Source organism: Paenibacillus nicotianae (assembly GCF_042681745.1).
GTDB classification, from domain to species: domain Bacteria; phylum Bacillota; class Bacilli; order Paenibacillales; family Paenibacillaceae; genus Saccharibacillus; species Saccharibacillus nicotianae.
Genome location: NZ_JBHUGF010000011.1, coordinates 475,661 through 497,259, shown reverse-complemented (window position 1 = coordinate 497,259; position 21,599 = coordinate 475,661). Strand labels below are relative to the sequence as shown.

Sequence of the window (21,599 nt, the reverse complement as noted above, 5' to 3'; positions counted from 1 at the left end):
GCTTTATATGCCAGCAGGTATAGAGTGTTACATGTGGCTTGCTAGAAAATACGAAGTAATTGTACCGGAAGTGCTTTCCGTTGCACCGATCAATCATCGTTTCGTATCTAGACAAGCTTACGCTCTGTATCCGTCTGGAGATAAAGGCAGGAGCGACATTTCGCCATAATAAAGATATTCATTTTTGGACAGACTTCTCCCGTCGTCGCCAAATGAATGAACAATACTACAGCTACCAAGCGGTCTGCGCTCAAGCGTAATAGATAATGGGAAATACAACATCCTGCCTCACCTCCTTCTCCTATTCAAGTCGTTGAATCTTCCTGCTTCTATCCCATAGATTACAGGTTCAACAGACTCGGGTATAATTAATATATTTTTAACATAGATCGCTAGTTGATAGCAACCTATTTTTTAGAAACGGATGTGAATACGTATGAATACCGTCACTCTTTCTTCTACACTATTAGAACTATTTAGTGGACAACAATTACATGAAAAACAGCAATTGGCGATGCCTCTGCTTACGGTTAATGAAGATGGTTATCCGCATCAAGCGATGGTCAGTGTAGGCGAAGTGATCGCTACAGATAGCAAGCATCTCCGACTCGCTCTATGGGAAGGTACAACGACTACTGGCAATATTACACGCACAGGGCAAGCATTATTGACATTTGTCTGGCAAGGGGTATCGTATGCTTTGCGTTTATCGCTTATGCCTTTGCCAGCGTTACCACATGCTACATACGCTAGAGCGCGATTTGTTGCTACCGTTGAACATATTCGTGAAGATACTGCCAAATATGCTACCCTTACTTCCGGTATCACGATTGAGCTTCATCAAGCAGATGACGTACTGGAACGCTGGCAACAGACTTTAAAAGAATTACTCCAATAATAGCGATCACTGTATTTATGATCTATCTTGGCAAATGTGTTTACGCTTTATGATTTGGCTTTGATAATGTTAAATAAGTCGTTATGATTAAACACATCATAGCTAACTTCCCATGTATCTGCGGTAGGCTGTAATTGTAATTCGCCCTCAACAGGAATACTTGGTTCCCCGTTCGCAAAAGCGATCTTCATCGTATAAGAAAGTTGCAGAACTCCTTGTTTCGTTTGGGGTTCTTTTTTGTGTATTTCTAGATCTTGAGGGCTTAACGTACTTTGCTTTTTAACAGCTAACTGCATAGGTAAAGTGAGCGTTCTGGATACAGTCTGATATTGTAATTGTTTTTCTGTAAGATAAGATTCATTTTTCTTCATTTCTAGTTCGATCATTTCTTCTAGTGAAGTGTTTTTCTTGTATTCCTCGCCTACTGTATATTGATCTTTTTTGTAATTAGAAGCGAATTGGATAGCTTGCTCTACTTGCTCTTCTGTAAATGTAGTTGTATCTGCTGTGGAACTTGTCGAGGTGCTATTTGTATTGTTATTGCTAGTATTGTCGGTGGTCTGGGTTGAAGTTGAAGCTGTTGTAGATGGTTGTTCACTGGTTGCTGGTGCAGCAGAATTACTTTGTTGGCACCCTGTCATCATCGCTAATAATAAAGCGATACTTCCTAGTACAACTACACGTGATGGTCTACTTTTCGTTGCTTTAGTCATATGTATCTCTCCTTTATAGTTGATGAAGTATTCTATTTTACCATGAAATTCCTGCTTATACATTATATCACCTATAACTAGGCGCTTAGTGTTACCCATACGGTGGTAATAATGAAAATGGAAAATAACCGATTACACATTACGGGGTTCTGACTACAGAATCGGACGGAGGACAACTATGCAAGAACCATCTCATGAAGAAACAACTCCAAATCTATCGCCTCAAAATCTACCTGAATATCCATCTTCCTTGTGGAGAGCTACTGTCGACTTGCCTACTTTTCCTGCTTTACAAGGAGAATTAGATACAGAGATCGTGGTTGTAGGAGCAGGTATCACAGGTATTACAACCGCTTATTTGCTTGCTCAAGAAGGCAAAAAAGTAGTGTTAGTAGAAAGTGGCAAAGTGTTAGACGGAACAACAGGATATACCACTGCCAAAGTCAGTTCACAGCATGGTCTGATCTATGATGAGTTGATTAGCAATTTTAGCGAAGAAGAAGCGATTCTTTATTATGAAGGTGCACAAGAAGCACTACACTATATGCGTCGTCTAGTTGAAGAAAATAATATCGATTGTGATTGGCAACAAGAGACATCTTATATTTATGTAGAGTCAGATGATTCGGTACTCAAAAAGTTAGAAAAAGAAATGGATGCTTACCGTAAATTAGGAATTCCTGGTGAATGGATCGATTCGTTGCCTATTCCGTTAAGTATTAAAGGAGCCATTGCTTTGCCCGATCAAGCGCGCTTTCATCCTCTTCAATATCTTGTATTCTTGTTACAACAATTTTTGTTACTTGGCGGTACTGTCTATGAAGATACAATTATTGAAGAAGTGGAATCAGGAGATCGTCCACGTCTGTTGATACAAGATCAGGAATTTGGGATTACTTGCGACAAAGTGGTATCGGCATCACATTATCCGGTCACAGATCAGAACGGATTTTACTTTGCTCGTCTACATGCTGAGCGTTCTTACACATTAGCTGTACGTGCAGAAACGACTTTTGCCGGTGGAATGTATCTGAGTGTCGATGAACCGAAGCATTCTCTTCGTTCGGCTACAATCGATGGACAAGAAATGCTAATCGTTGGTGGTAATGGTCACAAAACAGGGCAAGAAGATGAGACGATTACCCATTATGAAGGGTTAGAGAAATTTGTAGGAATGTTACTCGGAATTAAAGAAATTCCGTATCGCTGGTCTGCTCAAGATTTATTTTCGCTGGATGATATCCCTTGTATCGGTTATATCACAGAAGATGAACCGAATATTCTAGTCGGTACTGCTTTTGCTAAATGGGGCATGACTTCAGGTACACTTGCTGCTCATATGATGACCGATATGATTATGGGTCGGGATAACCGGTATGCAGAACTATTTAATCCGTCTCGCAAACAACCGCTTTTGACAAAAATCAAAACAGCCGTTGTGCAAAATGCGAATGTCGCTAAAGAAATGATTACTGGTAAATTAGACTTTAACCGTCGCAAAGCAGATGATCTGGACAATGATGAAGGCGGAGTGATCTGGCATCATGGCAAGCGTACAGGTGCTTATCGTGATCCACAAGGAGCACTGCACATGGTCGATACAACGTGTACCCATATGGGTTGTGAAGTTGGTTGGAATGAAGCTGAACGTTCTTGGGATTGTCCTTGTCATGGCGCACGATTTGCTTATAATGGTGAAGTGATCGAAGGCCCGGCAACTAAAGCTTTGAAAAAAGTAAATCGTTAATTCAATCTATGCTGTTGATTATTCTCTTGTGATTATCGTATAGACATATACCAAAAAAACTCGCCAATTATCGTTGAGGTTTTTTGGTATATTGTTTATCTACTTTATTTAACAATGACCACTTTATAAATTCATACTATTTTTATAGGAATTATAAAATTAAGATTGAATATTACATCAGATCATGCGAAAATAGGTAAAATTGAGAATGAATAACACCTCTGATTCGACAGCCTCTATTCACCTATTCTATTTGATTAAAGGAGATTTGAGCTTATGTCTGAACATCAACCTTTTTCATTCGAGACACTTGCTATTCATGCAGGACAAGAAATCGATCCGACTACTTTTTCAAGAGCAGTACCGCTATATCAGACGTCTTCTTATGGATTCCGTGATAGTGAACATGCGGCTGATCTATTTGCGCTGAAAGAATCCGGCAATATTTATACTCGCCTGATGAACCCAACCACAGATGTATTTGAACAACGAATAGCTGCTCTCGAAGGCGGTGCAGGTGCATTGGCTACCGCATCAGGTCAAGCAGCAATCACTTTCTCTATTCTTAATATTGCAAGCGCTGGCGATCATATTGTATCTGCCGCTAGCATCTATGGAGGTACATATAATTTATTTGCAAATACATTACCGAAGCTTGGTATCCAGGTGACTTTTGTCGATTCGGATGATCCTGAGACGTTCCGAGCAGCGATTACCGAAAATACCAAAGCACTCTATGCTGAAACGGTAGGCAATCCACTTGGTAATGTACTGGATATCGAAGCAGTCGCTGCGATTGCACATGAACATGGTATTCCACTAATTGTCGATAATACATTTCCAAGCCCTTATTTACTGCGTCCGATTGAACATGGAGCTGATATTGTAGTGCATTCAGCAACCAAGTTTATCGGAGGTCATGGTACATCGATTGGTGGTGTGATTGTAGATAGTGGGAAGTTCGATTGGACAGCCCATGGTAAATTTCCAGGGTTAACAGAGCCTGATCCTAGTTACCACGGATTGGTGTACACAGAAGCGGTAGGTGCAGTTGCGTATATTATCAAAGCTCGCGTGCAACTGATGCGTGATCTAGGCGCTCCGATTGCTCCATTTAACTCATGGTTATTGTTGCAAGGATTGGAAACGCTCCATTTACGGATGGAACGTCATAGTGAAAATGCTAGTCAAGTGGCTGCTTTTCTAGAGCAACATCCGCAAGTCGAATGGGTCAGCTATCCCGGTCTAGCCAGTCATCCTTCGTATCATTTAGCGCAGAAATATTTGCCTAAAGGTCAAGGAGCAATTCTAACATTCGGAATTCGTGGTGGAGCTGAAGCTGGGCAGAAATTGATTGAGCACGTGCAATTATTTTCGCATCTAGCTAATGTGGGTGATTCCAAGTCACTTATTATTCATCCTGCCAGTACAACCCATCAGCAGTTGACCGAAGAGCAACAACTGGCTGCGGGCGTACGTCCAGAATTAATTCGTTTGTCGGTAGGAACAGAACATATTGCAGATATTATCGCCGATCTGGAGCAAGCGGTTACAGCAAGTCAGGCTTAATATAATGTAGTGTGACTAATTGTCCATAGGAACGCGTTTCTTTCAATACCCATGATGAGGTCGGGAATCCTTCTCGGAAAAGGGGGATTCCTGCACCTAACATCACAGGCGCTATCGTAATCATCATTTCATCGATCCAATGATGTTGCAAAAATTCATGAACAAGCTGACCGCCACCCATTAACCAGATATGCTTACCTGATTGTTCTAATTGCTGTGGTATCCATGATGTTAATTCTTCTTGAATATGAGTAACATACTCATCTGCCTGCTGAGATGAACGAGAAAATACATAACACTGCTTATCCTGATATGGAAAAGGCATATCAAACCCTTGAATAACTTCATATGTATGTCTACCCATAAAAATTGTATCGATCTGGTCTATAAAATCGGTATACCCGTTATCACCTTCCCCTTCAATCTGTTCTAACCACTCTACACTCCCTTGTTCATCTGCTATATATCCATCTAAAGACATCGCTATAAACAAAATAACACGACGCTTGGATTGATCTTTGAACTTCATAAATACACCTCCTCATTTGCATTTAGTGTAACAAAAAAAGATAAATCAGTACACATGTTCGTGTCTCTAATTTATCTTTTTATAATGGTATGTTGATAATAAGTTAGCCATAAGATCATGCGATATTCCCCGTCTGATGAACAGTCAACGCATCATAATACGCTTCAAGCGAACGATCTAGAATCGTCTGGAAAATAAAAGGTTCTACTTCTGGTAATAGATCACGTGCATATTCCCACGCATTTTCTTCGATCCGTAAAGAAATACGAGCAGATTGTAAAGAATCCGAACAGCGTTCTAATTCATCCGCGAGCATCTCTAACATTGGGTCATGAGCATGACCTAATTCGTGAGCAAATATAATCTGAAAATACTGCTCTATATACTGTAATGATCCAAATAATTCAGTGCACTGCTCCTGAATCTCCTGAATATATAAAGTAATCGTACGGCTATTCATTCCGAACTTTCCACCTACCGAACGATCTCCTGGAAAATGTTCTTTGGTCAGAACATGTACATTACTATGCGCGCGCTGTAGCAACTTTTCGATAACAAGCTGGACATGGTATTGATTCAAAAGGCATCCCTTCACTTTCTAGGAATTAAATTCCACAATATATCAGTATATAGGAGTTGTCGGAATTTGTAACTGATTTTATTACATTTTCTCAAAAGTAATATGTTTAATTTTGCCCGTATGTGTCTAGAAGAGTATAATAAGTACGCAATCTATCATACGATTATTTGGGAGGATTTCATCTATGGATATTCATCATAAAACAGCTATTATCACAGGAGCAGGTAAAGGAATCGGTAAAGCGATTGCTGAAGCTCTTGCGAAAGAAGGTGTGCAATTAGGATTACTTGCACGTACAGCTTCTGATCTAGAACAGTTAAAAGCTGAATTGACTTCTACTTATGATATTCAAGTATTTACAGCGACAGCAGATATCGGGAACTCGGAAGAAGCACGTCAAGCGGTTGCTTCGCTTGCGGCTTCTTTGGGACGTGTAGATATTCTAATTAACAATGCAGGTATCGGTAGCTTTGGCAAAATGGTGGATATGGACCCGGCAGAATGGGAACAGATTCTACGCGTGAACCTGATGGGTACGTATTATGTGACTCATGAATTGTTACCAGGTATGATCGCACAAGAAAGCGGAGATATTATCAATATTGCTTCAACCGCAGGTGAACGTGGATTCGCTACAGGTTCCGCTTATTGCGCTTCTAAATTTGCTGTACTCGGTATGACTGAATCGTTAATGCAAGAAGTACGCAAATTTAATATTCGTGTGACTGCGTTAACACCAAGTACTGTAAATACTCCACTTGCTGTAAATGCTGGTCTACCGATCGGTGACGAAGATCGCATGATGCAACCGGAAGATTTGGCTGAATTGGTTGTAGCTGCACTTAAATTACCTTCTCGTGTCTTGCTGAAAAGTGCTGGTCTGTGGACGAATAATCCGCAATAACACACACTTTGTTATCTAGAAGTGAATAAGATATCTTTTTTACAATAAAGCCTTGGATACATTCAAGGCTTTTTCTTATATTGTGTTGATAAAGGGTATATATAATAGACAGAGGTATACCTTGCATAAGGAGTGAATATTATGAGATCAATATGTGTATTTGCAGGTTCAGGCACAGGTTACAATAGTGATTATTTGCAATATGCCTCATGGTTAGGTCAACGTATTGCTGAACATCAGATTCATTTGATTTATGGAGGTTCACGACTGGGATTGATGGGAGCTATGGCAGATGCTGCTTTACAAGCAGGAGGTAAAGTTACGGGGATAATGCCTGCCGGATTGCTACATGGCGAACGAGGACATCAAGGACTAACACAATTAATTCGAGTCGATAGTATGCATGAACGCAAAGCGATGATGCAAGAAATGGCAGATGCTTTTATTGCTTTACCAGGTGGGCTTGGTACACTGGAAGAATTATTTGAAGTGTTATGCTGGTCACAGATTGGGATTCATCACAAGCCACTAGGATTATACAATATCAATCGTTATTATGAACCTCTGCTCCAATTGATCCAACATACAGTACATGAAGGATTTTCAGAAGCGTCTTCGTTAAGTCGTCTCGTCTACTCTGATGATGCCGATACATTGTTAGAACAAGTAAGTCATGATATGCCGATCACTTCTGATCTACGCTGGGACCCTTCTGCCTGGACATAAATCAAATACAACTCATATAAATACCCGTAGAAAAAGATAGATCATTGTCTGTCTTTTCTACGGGTATTGTATTGTATCATCCTGTTATATTATTCCGAATATTCTAGTAGGTAATAGTATATCAAGCACATCTGATAGACAAACTGTTCATGAGCATCATTGAGATCGAATCCGGTAATATCACGAATACGTTCTAACCGATATTTGACAGAATTGCGATGAATAGATAATTGACGGGCTGTTTCGATTAAGCTACTTCGGCTTTCCAGATAGAAAAAAAGGGTACGTAATAAATCAGTCGTGTGTTCTTCATCATACTGTTTTAGCTTACCAAGCTTACGGTCGAACAATAGACCAAATCCTTTTTCATCCATAGTACCGCGTAGTAAATGATACACTTCGATATCTTTGTACGCTGTCAAAGCGGTCTCTCCACTTAATCTTCTCGAAATAGTCAGTGCATTACGTGCTTCACTAAATCCTTCATGGATATCCCATAATGCTTTGGGTCGTCCAATCCCCGAGCGATAACCTGCTAATTTGCCGTCCTGATCATTTAACCAGGATAATACAATCGTTGCCCAGGGAATCGAAGACTGTTCTGTATCGATAGATGAAGTCACTTTCCCTTGAGGAGTAGGCAAAAACAAAATCGCTCGATTGCTACGAAATTCGATATGAGGACGAATATTATACTTCGCCGCTTCTTGATACAGTAGCCTTGTCATCCATTCTTCATCCGGTGCTACACTTCCTTCAATCACTGCCACTTCCCATAAATGCAAAGGATTCATTCCTAATTGCTGTCCACGTTGTTCTACTTCATGACGGGGTGGTGCAGGAGGAGTCATCAATTCATCAATAAAATTACCACGCAATCGATTTTCGGTGTCCTCGATAATTTTATTACGCATCAATTCAAGAGCTAATACTAATCGTGCTTGTTCAATCCCTACTTCTTCCATCGCATTCCATTGTTCTTTATCTATTAATAAATAAGCTACACTTCGCTGATCGATATTGATATTGCGCTGTACCGGATAACGCGCCTGACGAAAATCCCAACCGATCGGAGACGAGACAATCAAGGCTTCACTATGATCAATAATAGCCACCGGGGCTTTTAATAAGCCTGCTACATGATCACTGACAGCCTGGATACCTATATTTTCAAGAACCATTGCTGTTAATGTACGATAAGCTTCTTCAGACCGATGTAGTAATTTTTCTTGTCGATATAAGGTCTGCTCTATAGCGGCATACGTGATATCCATATAGGAAATATGTTCCGGTATCATAATGATGGGTAATTCATAAGCATTACTTTGTAATCTAGCTTCTTCTATCATAGAATCTATTTTCTGTGAAGATTTGATCATTACTCCTACAGCTTCACTTGTATACAGTTGCTCTATGATAGTGGTTAGCACTTCAGGCTGTTGTTGAATCGTATAAGCATGGATAAAGATCAATGCTCCTGTGGCATAATCTTTTATAGTATAAGGCTCTTCGAGCATATCAATTTGCTTTACGTATCGCTCTACACCTTTGGCTCCGCTTATCACTTGCGCCTCTTGCAATAAAGGCATATTCAGTAACTCTTTGATTGTGATTTCTACTGTTCTCATTTTGCTCACCGCCGTATTTATCATGGTTGCTATTCTATGCATTTTCAATATATAGGCTATATTGTACTTTCTATTATAAGATATTATCTAACCTAAAAAAGTAGCACTATTTCTTTGGATACATCAAAGAAATAGCGCTCTTTCAGGATACATTATGCCAACAATTCGCCAGCACGCATAATGAGAATATCATCCAGATACACATCTGGCTTTTGGACAACAGCGTCAATATGTACACCAGCGGCAACGGTTCCACCAAATGTATTGTTACTACCAAAAGCTACATGGATCGTCCCATATACTTTTTCATCTTCTAATACGATTCCTGTAATACGTGCTTTGTCATTAGTCCCGATTCCAAATTCCCCTAATATGCGTCCATCACCATCACCTAGCATTAGCAATAGTTCAGCGCCAGTATCCCCTTCTGCTGCGACTAGACGACCTTCACTAATATTAAGTAATAATGGAGAATCTAATGCTCCTATGCCAGCGATCGAACCATCAATAACGATCTGACCTTGAGCGGTTCCTTCCATTGGAGCAATATATGCTTCTCCAGAAGGTAAGTTACCCGACTCCCCAGGATTCAGATACAATCCAGTGCTCGGTACACCTTCACGTTCTTCTATAGAAAACGATAGACTGTATCCTTCTTTTTCGATACGTACTGTCGATGCTTTTGTAAGTAAGCCCGTCACATGTTCGGTTAATTCTTTGACTTTGCCATACTCTGCTGTAATCGCTCCATGTGTAAACATATCTTCTGTAATGCCCGGCATTGTTGCAACGCGTGTGCCTGCGGCAGCAGCTTGTTTGCGTGCAGCCGTATGAGTTAACGAATAGCGTGTCACGCAGATCGCTACAGAAGCATTCATCATCGCTGTAGCGATCGATGCTGGTGGTTCTTCTCCTGATTTGCTACGCTCTTGCATTACCATCAGCATCGATTCGGCTCCTAATCGCTTGCCTGCTTCATACAGAGATTCAGCGAGATGTTTACGGCTATCGTCTGCTACCACAACCAGCGATTCACCTGCTTTCAGTCCAAGACAATCGATCAATACATTTTTGCTAATTTCGATACGTTCTTCACTCATTCTTATATCCACCTTTTGATTATTAGATTATAAATAAAAGATTCACTTGCTGTATGTATTATATTGTTCCATAACTCTGTATAAAATACCAATGAGATTTATACGATATACATCCTTTTCAAGGTATACTATAAGTGCAAATGATGCCCAAGAGAGCGGAGGAATCTGAATGAAACAAGCATTACTTATTATTGATATGCAAGAAATCTTTTTTGATCTACCTGAAAATGCGCTGTATGGGCGTGATCAATTAACCAAAAAGGTTAACCAACTGATTGCCCAAGCTCGGACGGTCGATTGTCCGGTGATCTTTATTCAACATACCAGTTATACCGCAGGTGAAGATTTATATGTCGATACACCTGAATGGGAAATACATCATAAGCTAGATCGTCAGTCAGAAGATCCTGTATTCCGCAAAACCAAATGGGATACTTTTTACAAGACTGATCTATTGACATGGCTTCAAAACAATCAGATCGAACAGATCATTTTCGCCGGTGCACAGACTGAGTTTTGTATCGATACCTCATTACGAGCGGCTTACAGTCTAGGATATCAGCACAATATTGTTATCCAAAACGGGACAAGTACACTGGATAGTCAAGTATTACGTGCCGATCAGATTATCGCGCATCATGAAAACGTATGGAATAAACGCTTTGCTACTGTAACGCCTGTAGAAGAGGTTGTATTTCAACCGACCACCACTAGCTAATTAGCAGATATAGAAGGTTGTGATTTATCCTTTTCATTTATCTCAAAATATAGATTGATTATACGATCCCCATGTAATCTATTCTTTCTTTTTAGTTAATATTTGTATTTTCTAAAAAGGATAGAATAGATTTTTTTATTATAATGTAACTTTATATAACAATTAATGATTTATTTATTGAGATATTACATTATTATTGTTAATATACTTATCATATAAAGTAAATTAATAGGGGGTTATGATTTGAAAAAGACTCATTTATTACCTGTGATCGCATTAATAATGGTTATTATGTTAGCTGCTTGCGGTACACCGCCTGCAAAAGACCCTGTACCTGCGGCTTCAACCGATTCAGGCACAGCAACGTCTACAGGAGATGAGACGATCAAAGTAGCTACAGATGCTTCATATGCTCCAATGGAATTTATGGATTTGGATAAAGTGTCAGGATTTGATATCGATTTTCTAGCGGCTGTTATGGCAGAAGCTGGAGTGAAATACGAAGTTACTAATATTGGATGGGATACTTTACTGGAAAGTGTCAAACAAGGAACCGAGTACAAAGCAGGTATCTCTGCTGTCTCAATCACCGATGAACGTAAAGAAACGTACTCCTTCTCTATCCCTTATTTTGAATCGACTAATATGATTATGGTCAAAGAAGGAAGCCCGATCAAAAGTGCAACCGATCTGAAAGACAAAACGGTCGCTGTGCAAAACGGAACTACTGCGGATATTTTGATGTCCAAAATCATGGGACAAAACAGTACTAATCTTAAAAAATTCGATAGTAATACATTAGCTTTGCTCGAACTGGATAATGGTGGTGCAGATGCTGTAGTCGCCGATATTGCTGTCGTACGCGAATATATCAAAAACAATCCAAATAACAAATTAGTCGGTATCACAGATAATACCAATTTCAATTCAGAATACTATGGATTGATCTACCCTAAAAATAGTGAGCTCAAAGCCAAAATCGATCCTGCGATTCAAACAGTGATCGAAAATGGAAAATATGCTGAAATCTATCAAAAATGGTTCGGCACAGCGCCTGATCTGACCAATCTAAAAGCGGAAATTACCAAAGCAGGTACGTCTTAAACATGATCTGTCTATAAATACACGGTTAGTCTATATATCACTATAAAAAAAGAAAGTATGCGTTATCCAACTATTGCGCATACTTTCTCGGTTATCACAACCTTTTTGAATAGGAAGGGACTCTTCATGACAGACTTTAGATTCGATATTATCGCTTATTATCTCCCGATCTTATTAAAAGGAACTTTATTAACGATTGGTATTTCATTTGCAGGGATTCTTTTCGGTTCCATCCTTGGTCTGATTATGGGATTTGGACGCATGTCTTCCAAAGCCTACTTTCATTTACCGACAGCTTGTTATATCAACTTTTTCCGCGGCACACCGTTATTGGTACAAGTACTTATGGTGCATTTTGGATTAATTCCATTGCTGTTAGATCGAAGTGATCCGATTTTAGCGGCTATCGTAGCATTGACCCTTAATTCAGCCGCGTACACTGCCGAGATTTTCCGCGCTGGTATTCAATCTGTCGAAAAAGGGCAAACGGAAGCGGCGTTATCTCTAGGGATGACACGCCGCCAAACGATGCGTTATATTATTTTGCCTCAAGCGATCAAGCGAATGATTCCTGCTTTTGGTAATGAATTTATTGTACTGATTAAAGACTCTTCCTTAGTCGCTATTATTGCCGCTCCTGAACTGATGTATTATGCCAACAGTATGCGTGGACAATATATGCGTGTATGGGAGCCCTATATCACCGCTTCAATCATCTACTTTATTCTTACTTATTCGTTAAGTAAATTATTGAATTGGTTGGAAAAAAGAATTAATTAGTCAGTGCTACAGAACATCAGCCAATCAGTACCTTTTCTTCCGGGTAACTGAACTTGGCTTCTTTGTTTTTCTGTGCGAGTGCGTACGCTAGAGCAAGCGGGCCCAGACGACCGATATACATTGTAATAATAATGATGATTTTGCCAGCAGGTGTTAAATGAGGGGTTAAGCCCATCGACGAACCTACCGTACCAAAAGCAGAAACAGTTTCATAAAAAATACTTAGAAATTGAGCGCCTGTTCCACTTTCGGTCAGTGTCAGTAAAATCGTCATCGTAAACACAATCCCGAGCGAGATCATAATAACAGCCAGTGCGCGGAATGCCGTATCAAAGCTAATTCTACGATGAAATGCACGAATCTCACTACGACCACGTACTACGCTGTAAAGCGCAAGCATTAAAATCGCAAACGTATTCGTTTTGATCCCGCCACCGGTTGAACCACTGGCAGCTCCAATAAACATCAGAATAATAAAAACAAATTGTGTTGCCGCCATCAGACCACCGATATCGACCGTATTATAACCTGATGAACGAGGCATAACGCCTTGGAATAGCGATGCCCATATTTTCTCAGCGATACTCAAATGTCCAAGTGTGGCTGGATTGCCCCATTCCACTACAAGTACAAATAATACCCCGAATACGGTGGCGATCGCTGAAGTCATCAGTACAAGCTTCGTATTTAATGAAAATCTGCGCCATCTGCGCTTTTGTAATATATCGGTCACGACAATAAATCCAAGTCCACCGATTACAAATAGTGAAATAACGACCGTATTGACTACCGGATCACCGACATGACTGGATAAGCTATCTGGAGATAACGAGAACCCTGCATTATTAAAAGAAGAGATCGCGTAAAATGCACCTTGATACAGAGCAGGTGCCCAACCCATTGTTGGCCCCCAGTGTAACGTTAACGTGATCATCGCCACAAATTCAAGTACAAAAGCGATCAAAAAGATGTTAAGTGATAATTTTACTAATCCCTGTGTAGAAAAAGCATTAGTCGCTTGCTGAATCATTAAGCGATGCTTGAGACCAATCTGCTTGCCTAGTAATACTGCAAACAGCACCCCGAACGTCATAAATCCAAGCCCACCGATCTGGATCAGTACCATAATTACCAGCTCACCGAATAGTGAAAAGCTCGCTCCTGTATCGATAACAGCAAGCCCTGTCACACAGACAGCCGAAGTCGAAGTGAAAAAAGCATTCAATAACCCTACGCTGTGACCATTTGTACCTGCTATCGGGAGACTCAGTAATATCGTCCCGATCAAGATCATCCCTGCGAATCCTAATGGAATTAAGCGTGCCGGATGAACAAATCCCTTCATATGCCTTGCCATTTTATTCAAAATAATATTCCTCTCATGTTAATGAAACGGACAGCCTCCTTGCGAAGCAGAAGCTTTCTGTTCATATGGTTTATCCTGATAAAAGAAATTAGGGGTAACAACCCGATTATCATACGATTGATGGAAAATATGCGTAGTCGCAGGCGACATCGGCGGAATTAGCCATGTCCAATTGCCTGTTACAGCTCGCCCGGCTTCTGCTTCTCGCTCTTCAAAGCGCTGAAATTGGGAAGCCGCTGTATGATGATCGACTATACTAACGCCTGCTTCTTTGAACGAATACAATACCGCTAAATTCAGCTCCACTAATGCACGATCTTTCCATAATGTGGCTTTGCTACTGGTATCGAGTCCCATGATTTTTGCCATTTGTGGTAACAAATTATATCGCTGTTCATCTGCAAAGTTACGCGCACCGATCTCTGTACCCATATACCAGCCATTGAAAGGGGCTGCTGTATAATGAATACCGCCAATATTTAAGCGCATTTCAGAAACGATGGGAACAGCGTACCACTTTAATTCCATTTCTGTAAATCCCGGAAAATCAGGATGGATCATCGGTACTTCCATGATATCAGCTTGCGGAATCTCAAACCAACGTGGTGCACCATTATATTCACTAATCACCAAAGGAAGCACATCAAACGAAGTTCCTGCCCCACTCCAACCTAACTTTTCACAAAATTGCGTAAAATCAAGTGAAGCAGGATCACCAACGATACCGTCTTCCGTCTGATAACCTGCATAACGAATCAATTGATGATTCCAAATTCTTAGCTCTGATCCGTCAATCGCACGCGGTCTAAAAATAGTGATCGTCGGACGAACTTTACCTCCATTTGTAGCATATCGGATATGCTCAAGTAAAGAGTCTGCGATCTGCTCTGTGCCTTGAATATGACGTTGATCGCGTACTTTGAGATTATCCCAAAATAAACGTCCAATACAGCGATTGCTATTACGCCATGCCATCTTAGCTCCATGCTCTAATTCTTCAAATGTATGTTCATAACTGCCATTGTTTTGAATATCACACTCTACCTGTTGTAGACGTGCTTCTAGCTCTTCTTCACTTTTGCCAAGTTCTTGATAACATTGGCGCAAAAATAATGTTGCTTCCTGTACTAGCGGATGTGTAATGGCCATGTATTCCACCTCATTTTATCTTATCAATTACAATCACTTCTACTACCATATAAAAACAGACGACGCTCTGGTGGGAGCCCGCCTGATTGGTCTGCTTATCGTTATTAGGATTGTCCATATTATACGGTACAACACAACGCTTCGGCAGTCTTATGACACAATTGTCACAGAACGTGCACATCCTTGCTGTATAAGGGCTGAGAGACTTTCCATATCGTTCCATAAATAGCGGGTACACTCTAAAATACGTATCCATATTACATTTGGATGACTGAATTATACAAACAATTTTATCTTGTAAAAGGGACAGTATGATTAACTGTAAGCTTTATCTATTACTTTCTATTTTATCGACAGCAAAAGCCCTCCAGATAATAGTCTGAAGGGCTTCAAGATAAGACAATATTATGAATAATATTGATGGAATAATTACAATAGATAGAAGATGATCTTAACGACCAAGATAAGCGTTCAACATCCATGCTGCTTTTTCAATTTCGCCGCGAATACCGATCAATAGATCAGCAGTCGGTTGGTCACTGACTTGCTCTGCAAGCACGATCGTTTCTGTTAATTCGGTAGATACGGTTGCAATATCTTCTACCAGTGAACTTACCATTTGGTTCGCTTGCTCTGTGCCTGTTGCTTCAAGCAATGTAGACAATTCCAATTGCTCACGAAGTGTAGCGACAGGTTGACCACCGATTGCAAGCAAACGTTCAGCAATATCGTCCATATATACAGTAGCTTGATCATATAATTCTTCAAATTTAGCATGTAATGTAAAGAAGTTTTCACCTTTGACGTACCAGTGGAAATTGTGAAGTTTAGTATAAAGCAAAGACCAGTTTGCAATTTGTACATTCAAAGCGTTATATAATGCAGTTGTTTGTGTAGTCTCAGTTGTAGTAGAAGTGTTTTGTAGAGATGTCATAGATAATTCCTCTTTTCGTTTTATATTTTTAAATTTAGACTTATTCTAATTCCTGAATTAATCATAACAGATGGTGTGCGATTTGGCTAGTGTTATCTGTAAAAAATATTTTTTATGATCGACAAATTGCGAGTTTATATTTCACTCCTTTTGTCTATTACCTATCAAGCAAACGCTTACTTTATCAATAACCTTTACATCTCTAGTTCTTTTCGTTCAGTTTTCTGAAGATGCCATAAATGCACAGAAATAACATAGGCTATCTAGCAAATTGACGGAGTGCTGTCTTATCTCATACTATGGAGTAAGCGTAAATTACATTCATAACTATGCTCACATTAAAAGGAGGTCCATTCGTGGATATTATTTCAGCGATTATTATGGGTATTATTGAAGGCTTGACCGAGTTCTTGCCTGTATCCAGTACCGGGCATATGATTTTGACCAGTTATCTACTGGGACTTGATCAGAATGCAGAACAGGTCAAAACATTTGAGATTGTTGTACAGCTAGGAGCGGTACTTGCAGTTGTTGTATTGTACTGGCGTAAGTTTATTGATATTTTGATGACAATTCCTGATTTATTTAACGGTCGTCTCAAAAGTAAAAATGGCGTTGCTCCTCAGCGTCGTCTAAACATTTTGCATATTATTTTAGCGATGCTTCCTGCTGTTGTGGTTGGACTGGTTTTGCATGACTTCATTAAAGCTCACCTTTTCGGCCCTATGACGGTAGTCTACAGCCTTGTTGTCGGTGGTTTGCTAATGATCTATGCCGAATGGCGTAAAGGTCGCTCAGCGGGTAATATGACGGTTGATGATATTACATACAAGCAGGCATTTGGCGTAGGATTGTTCCAGTGTCTTGCTCTATGGCCAGGATTCTCTCGTTCAGGTTCTACGATCTCCGGTGGACTATTACTTGGAATATCCCATACAGCCGCTGCTGAATTTACATTCCTTGTGTCTGTACCTGTGATGTTCGGAGCAACAGGATTAGATCTGGTCAAAAGTGCTCAGTATCTAAGTATGGATGATTTTGGATTTTTCGCTGCTGGATTTATCGCGGCTTTCCTTGTAGCGCTTGTAGCTATCAAAACATTCTTAAATTTGCTTAAACGTCTTCCGCTTTATGTATTTGCGTACTACCGTTTTGCACTTGCTATTATTTTCTTTATTTTGCTTACTCGCTAAACGAAAAGTTGTGGCGTGTAACAGATATAGATGCTGATTCAATATTCGATATTCAGAGTTAATATATTTGTAATAATATGAATATATATAACTATAAATGAGGGCGGCTTGTCCGTCCTATTCAAATGGGAGATGCTACTTGGATACTTTACCCGCGCGAAGGCGAATGATGAGTGCTGTACTGATGAGTCTAATCATGCTGTTGTTCTGTATGCCATTTCAATCAGCAGATGAAGAAGATTACGACTTTGCAGTCACGACTGGAATCTATCCAGGCAAAATGACATATGGATCAGCGCGATATGCTGGTAATGTAGATGGCGGTTCTAATGTACCGACATTACCACCAGTGATGACACTGGCTGCTTACTTTGCAATTCTGATTCGGTATGTGAATAGATTCTTCTGTCCCACTCATCTTCTTTCTGTTATTCCTCTCTTGCTCAAGCGCTTGTTGCTAGCAGCGCTCAAGTACCGATCCAATTATATGGATATGGCTTCCGTACGACCTTAATCATGTATAACACACTTGCTGATGGTAAGTGTGACTCATTCACATTAATGGATCGCGGATGCTGACCCTTGTAGGATCGGCACGCATGAAGGGAGAGAGTTTGTTGTCTGACAGTATTAATATAGGGCTTAATTTAACGTTATTTGTTATTTTGATTGTGTTTACTGCTTTTTTTGTTGTGGTGGAATTTGCGATTGTGAAAGTACGAGGTAGTCGGATCGATCAGTTGATCGCTGAAGGAAATAAAAATGCTCGTTATGCCAAAGAAGTCATTTCTAATCTGGACGGCTATTTATCGACCTGTCAATTGGGGATTACGATCACTGCATTAGGACTAGGTATGTTGGGAGAGCCTACAGTGGAATATATGTTATCTCCGCTGTTCGCTAATGTAGGCGTACCTGAATCACTAAGTCATATTTTGTCTTATGCGATTGCACTGATTTTGGTTACTTATTTCCACGTGGTTGTCGGCGAATTAACACCGAAGACAGTGGCTTTACGTAAAGCAGAGCTGGTGACATTGTATACAGCTCGTCCGATTATCTGGTTTAACCGTATCATGTATCCTTTTATTTTTGTTTTGAATGGATCAGCTAACTTCTTGACTCGCTTAATTGGTCTACAACCTGCAAGTGAACATGAAGAAGCTCATTCGGAAGAAGAATTGCATATTATTTTGAATGAAAGCTACGAAAGTGGCAAAATCAATCAAAGTGAATATGGTTATGTTAGTCGTATTTTTGCTTTTGATGAAATGCTTGCCAAAGAACTTATGGTTCCGCGTACAGATATGGTGTGCTTATTTACCGAAAAGTCTCCTGAGGAAAACCGGATGATTATTCGTAAAGAGCAATATACCCGTTTCCCGGTTGCAGAAGGAAGTAAAGATAATATTATCGGGATGATTAATACGAAGCAATTCTTTCTGGCTGCTGAGGAAACACCGGATTTGAATGTGGCTCCTTTAATCCATCCGGTGATGTCTTTATCTGAGACTACTCCTGTAAAACATCTGCTCAAACGGATGCAACGCGAAGGTACTCATATTGCGATTCTGGTCGATGAATACGGTGGTACATCCGGTATGATTACGATCGAAGACATTTTGGAAGAGATCGTAGGCGAGATTCGTGATGAATTCGATGCTGATGAAGAAGACGAAATTCAACAGATTGCACCACATCATCTAATTGTTGATGGTAAAGTATTTATCAATCGTGTTAACGATCTGCTAGGTACAGATCTGGATGATGAAGAGTTGGATACAATCAGCGGTTGGTTATACGGTCAACGTCCTGATCTAGCCATTGGAGCGGTCTATGAATTTGAGGATCTGACATTCAAAGTATTGCGTCGTAGCGCTCGTCGTTATCGCAAGCTTGAGATCGTCAAAAAAGTAGTTGAACCTGAAGAATTAGATGAGAACGAATCGTAAAATCAATCATTTTAACGTTTTACCATAACAATGACAGCTTTTCTTCTAAATATACATTTATAAAAAATTGATGTTGAGCAACATCAAAAAGCCGTTTCTCCAGTAACTTTGGGGAAACGGCTTTTATATTTTTTAGCGTAGTTTTAGTATATCTGTTGAGTACATCATTTTTTAGCATCCACTTTTTTAATTTTGAGTATAGGCTGATTATCGAATATTCTTTGTTTTTAAAATGATATATTAGGTATATCTTTAGTTACACCGGTAAATAAAGGAACCACTTTCCCCTGATTGACATCAATCAGACCATAATCGGTAATTTTGAGTGCAGGGCTAACGGGTAGTGAATGTGTACTGATCGACATAATCGGATTGTAATGTTTGTATCCTAACTCACGCATCGCGGTCACCAGTTGATCAACAGCAACTGCTGTTTCTTCTAGCGGAGCTTCTGTTAAAATACCACCTACAGGCAAATGAAGGGACGCGATCACTTTGCCGTCTAAAACAACACAGAAGCCGCCCTGCTTGCTAATGACTTCATTGGCTGCTATCGCCATATCTTGTGGATTACGACCGACGACAAGCAAGTTATGATTGTCATGGGAATAGGTTGTCGCTATCGCACCGCGTGTAATCGTATCACCGCCAATTAGACCATGCGCGTAGTTCCCATTTTTTCCATAGCGCTCAAAAGTAGCAATCAATCCATATCCGCTTTCTTCCCACTTCAACTGTTGATTACGCACACTCACATCAGTTAGACGTTCTTCGGTAAAGGTCGATCCGTCTTTGACCATCATGACCCGACATTCATACAGACCGTCAGTTTTCTCGGTAGTTACTTGAAAATGTTGCTCGTTCAGTAATTCTAACTTTACACTCTGATAAAAGTGGGCTGGAAATTGTGGTAGTGAAGCTTCTTGTACATAGAGCTGATCTTGCTGATATACACACAATCCTTTTTTGTACACTTCATCAATCTGGAACTTCTCAATATCGGTTAGCAAAATAAAATCGGCTAACTTACCAGGTGCGATTGCTCCACGATCACTCATATTCATCCGTCGTGCAGGGGTAAATGTAGCTGCATAGATAGCTGCTTCAGGTGTCATCCCCATCTGGATCGCTTTACGAACGATATAATCCAGATGCCCACGCCACGCAAGACTATCTGTCATCACATCATCTGTTACAAAGCAAAAATGCTCTGCTACATCGTGCTCAATCATATAATCGATAATTTCCGGTGTCATCGATTTCTCTTGCAGTTCAATAAACATTCCTGCTGCGATACGTTCAGTCATTCCTTCGATACTCTGATGGGTATGATCAGAATCGATACCTGCTGTGATCAATTGATGAAGATCCAGATCAAGTAATTTGGGCGTATGCCCTTCAATCACAAGATGAGGATAATGGGTCTTCATATGACGCAAAATCTGATTGGTTTTACATTCAGGATCACGTATCACATCGACATAGTTCATAATTTCGCCCAGACAAATAATCGACTCGGTGCGCATCAACTCGTCAATATCCGCAATCTCGATAGAACCGCCTGTTGTTTCAAGCGGTGTTGCGGGTACAGAGCTAGGAATACTGTACATCATATCGCAGGTCACCTCTTGACTGGCGGCGATCATTTCTTTGACCCCTTCCAGTCCGAATACATTTGCCATTTCATGCGGTTCCGGTACAATCGTCGTCACTCCACGGCGCAGAATCCCGTGAGAGAACGTTGCAGGCGTAACCATTGAACTTTCAATATGCAAATGAATATCGATCAGACCGGGAATCATATATCGTCTATTGCCTTCGATGATCTGCTTAGCATCAAACCGATCACTACTTTGTTGACCGATATATAGAAATTGTTCTCCTTTGACTGCTACATCGCCTGTACGAAATTTTTTATAATAGCTATTGTAGACCTGCACATTGGTGATCAATAGATCAACAGCGATAGGCGGCAATGTGGATGTATTGGCTTCATGACTGTAGGTCGT

21 protein-coding genes are annotated in these 21,599 nt (G+C 40.2%); 12 read left to right on the top strand and 9 right to left on the bottom strand.

The window, feature by feature from the left end; all coding sequences use genetic code 11:
* Positions 1 to 80 precede the first annotated feature (80 nt).
* Together ACFSGI_RS20980 and ACFSGI_RS20975 are read left to right on the top strand one after the other, a co-directional pair.
* On the top strand, positions 81 to 260 hold the full coding sequence (locus tag ACFSGI_RS20980; RefSeq protein ID WP_204826148.1) for a hypothetical protein: 180 nt from the start codon (positions 81 to 83) through the stop codon (positions 258 to 260).
* Positions 261 to 436: 176 nt separating this feature from the next.
* A complete protein-coding gene (locus ACFSGI_RS20975; protein WP_204826147.1) occupies positions 437 to 898 on the top strand; it encodes a pyridoxamine 5'-phosphate oxidase family protein in 462 nt (153 codons plus the stop codon).
* Between the two features lie 47 nt (positions 899 to 945).
* Here the strand turns inward: ACFSGI_RS20975 and ACFSGI_RS20970 are convergent, their stop codons facing one another.
* Positions 946 to 1,611 (bottom strand): hypothetical protein, encoded by a 666-nt coding sequence (locus tag ACFSGI_RS20970; RefSeq protein WP_204826146.1) that lies wholly within the window; start codon positions 1,609 to 1,611, stop codon positions 946 to 948.
* Between the two features lie 178 nt (positions 1,612 to 1,789).
* Between ACFSGI_RS20970 and ACFSGI_RS20965 the strand changes: the two genes are divergently transcribed.
* On the top strand, positions 1,790 to 3,358 hold the full coding sequence (locus tag ACFSGI_RS20965; RefSeq protein ID WP_204826145.1) for an FAD-dependent oxidoreductase: 1,569 nt from the start codon (positions 1,790 to 1,792) through the stop codon (positions 3,356 to 3,358).
* Positions 3,359 to 3,634: 276 nt separating this feature from the next.
* On the top strand, positions 3,635 to 4,927 hold the full coding sequence (locus ACFSGI_RS20960; RefSeq protein WP_204826144.1) for a homocysteine synthase: 1,293 nt from the start codon (positions 3,635 to 3,637) through the stop codon (positions 4,925 to 4,927).
* Here ACFSGI_RS20960 and ACFSGI_RS20955 read toward each other — a convergent pair.
* The gene (locus ACFSGI_RS20955; protein ID WP_204826143.1) at positions 4,908 to 5,456 is read right to left on the bottom strand and encodes a dihydrofolate reductase family protein; all 549 of its coding nucleotides are present in this window, start codon (positions 5,454 to 5,456) and stop codon (positions 4,908 to 4,910) included. The two genes, ACFSGI_RS20960 and ACFSGI_RS20955, sit on opposite strands and share 20 nt — an antisense overlap.
* A gap of 115 nt (positions 5,457 to 5,571) precedes the next feature.
* Positions 5,572 to 6,036, bottom strand: coding sequence for a hypothetical protein (locus tag ACFSGI_RS20950; RefSeq protein WP_204826142.1), 465 nt, complete (start codon positions 6,034 to 6,036; stop codon positions 5,572 to 5,574).
* Positions 6,037 to 6,220: 184 nt separating this feature from the next.
* Between ACFSGI_RS20950 and ACFSGI_RS20945 the strand changes: the two genes are divergently transcribed.
* Together ACFSGI_RS20945 and ACFSGI_RS20940 are read left to right on the top strand one after the other, a co-directional pair.
* Positions 6,221 to 6,940: a 3-ketoacyl-ACP reductase gene (locus ACFSGI_RS20945; RefSeq protein ID WP_204826141.1), complete on the top strand. Its 720-nt coding sequence runs from the start codon at positions 6,221 to 6,223 to the stop codon at positions 6,938 to 6,940.
* Positions 6,941 to 7,081: 141 nt separating this feature from the next.
* Positions 7,082 to 7,666 (top strand): LOG family protein, encoded by a 585-nt coding sequence (locus ACFSGI_RS20940; protein WP_204826140.1) that lies wholly within the window; start codon positions 7,082 to 7,084, stop codon positions 7,664 to 7,666.
* Positions 7,667 to 7,755: 89 nt separating this feature from the next.
* Here the strand turns inward: ACFSGI_RS20940 and ACFSGI_RS20935 are convergent, their stop codons facing one another.
* Positions 7,756 to 9,294, bottom strand: coding sequence for a PucR family transcriptional regulator (locus ACFSGI_RS20935; RefSeq protein WP_204826139.1), 1,539 nt, complete (start codon positions 9,292 to 9,294; stop codon positions 7,756 to 7,758).
* 152 nt (positions 9,295 to 9,446) lie between these two features.
* Positions 9,447 to 10,394, bottom strand: a complete 948-nt coding sequence (locus ACFSGI_RS20930) for an aminopeptidase (RefSeq protein ID WP_204826138.1) — start codon at positions 10,392 to 10,394, stop codon at positions 9,447 to 9,449.
* A 169-nt stretch (positions 10,395 to 10,563) separates the two neighbouring features.
* On the opposite strand from ACFSGI_RS20930, the gene ACFSGI_RS20925 reads away from it, so the two are divergent.
* From ACFSGI_RS20925 to ACFSGI_RS20915, 3 genes are all read left to right on the top strand, one after another.
* A complete protein-coding gene (locus ACFSGI_RS20925; RefSeq protein WP_204826137.1) occupies positions 10,564 to 11,112 on the top strand; it encodes a cysteine hydrolase family protein in 549 nt (182 codons plus the stop codon).
* Positions 11,113 to 11,355: 243 nt separating this feature from the next.
* Positions 11,356 to 12,216: a basic amino acid ABC transporter substrate-binding protein gene (locus tag ACFSGI_RS20920; RefSeq protein WP_379284290.1), complete on the top strand. Its 861-nt coding sequence runs from the start codon at positions 11,356 to 11,358 to the stop codon at positions 12,214 to 12,216.
* A 126-nt stretch (positions 12,217 to 12,342) separates the two neighbouring features.
* Positions 12,343 to 12,996: an amino acid ABC transporter permease gene (locus tag ACFSGI_RS20915; protein WP_204826136.1), complete on the top strand. Its 654-nt coding sequence runs from the start codon at positions 12,343 to 12,345 to the stop codon at positions 12,994 to 12,996.
* A 16-nt stretch (positions 12,997 to 13,012) separates the two neighbouring features.
* Here the strand turns inward: ACFSGI_RS20915 and ACFSGI_RS20910 are convergent, their stop codons facing one another.
* The 3 genes from ACFSGI_RS20910 to ACFSGI_RS20900 form a co-directional block, all read right to left on the bottom strand.
* Positions 13,013 to 14,341: a TrkH family potassium uptake protein gene (locus ACFSGI_RS20910; protein WP_379284288.1), complete on the bottom strand. Its 1,329-nt coding sequence runs from the start codon at positions 14,339 to 14,341 to the stop codon at positions 13,013 to 13,015.
* Between the two features lie 39 nt (positions 14,342 to 14,380).
* Positions 14,381 to 15,511 (bottom strand): nitric oxide synthase oxygenase, encoded by a 1,131-nt coding sequence (locus ACFSGI_RS20905; protein WP_204826135.1) that lies wholly within the window; start codon positions 15,509 to 15,511, stop codon positions 14,381 to 14,383.
* A gap of 451 nt (positions 15,512 to 15,962) precedes the next feature.
* Entirely contained in the window at positions 15,963 to 16,445 is a 483-nt protein-coding gene (locus ACFSGI_RS20900) for a Dps family protein (RefSeq protein ID WP_069327677.1), read from the bottom strand.
* Between the two features lie 356 nt (positions 16,446 to 16,801).
* On the opposite strand from ACFSGI_RS20900, the gene bacA reads away from it, so the two are divergent.
* The 3 genes from bacA to ACFSGI_RS20885 all read left to right on the top strand — a co-directional run bounded on the left by bacA (position 16,802) and on the right by ACFSGI_RS20885 (position 19,590).
* Positions 16,802 to 17,638, top strand: coding sequence for an undecaprenyl-diphosphate phosphatase (gene bacA / locus ACFSGI_RS20895; RefSeq protein ID WP_379284284.1), 837 nt, complete (start codon positions 16,802 to 16,804; stop codon positions 17,636 to 17,638).
* Between the two features lie 139 nt (positions 17,639 to 17,777).
* Positions 17,778 to 18,152: a hypothetical protein gene (locus ACFSGI_RS20890; RefSeq protein ID WP_204826133.1), complete on the top strand. Its 375-nt coding sequence runs from the start codon at positions 17,778 to 17,780 to the stop codon at positions 18,150 to 18,152.
* A 103-nt stretch (positions 18,153 to 18,255) separates the two neighbouring features.
* Positions 18,256 to 19,590, top strand: coding sequence for a hemolysin family protein (locus ACFSGI_RS20885; RefSeq protein ID WP_379284282.1), 1,335 nt, complete (start codon positions 18,256 to 18,258; stop codon positions 19,588 to 19,590).
* A gap of 227 nt (positions 19,591 to 19,817) precedes the next feature.
* Here ACFSGI_RS20885 and ACFSGI_RS20880 read toward each other — a convergent pair whose 3' ends face one another.
* A complete protein-coding gene (locus ACFSGI_RS20880; protein WP_204826323.1) occupies positions 19,818 to 21,557 on the bottom strand; it encodes an adenine deaminase in 1,740 nt (579 codons plus the stop codon).
* Between the last annotated feature and the right edge of the window lie 42 nt (positions 21,558 to 21,599).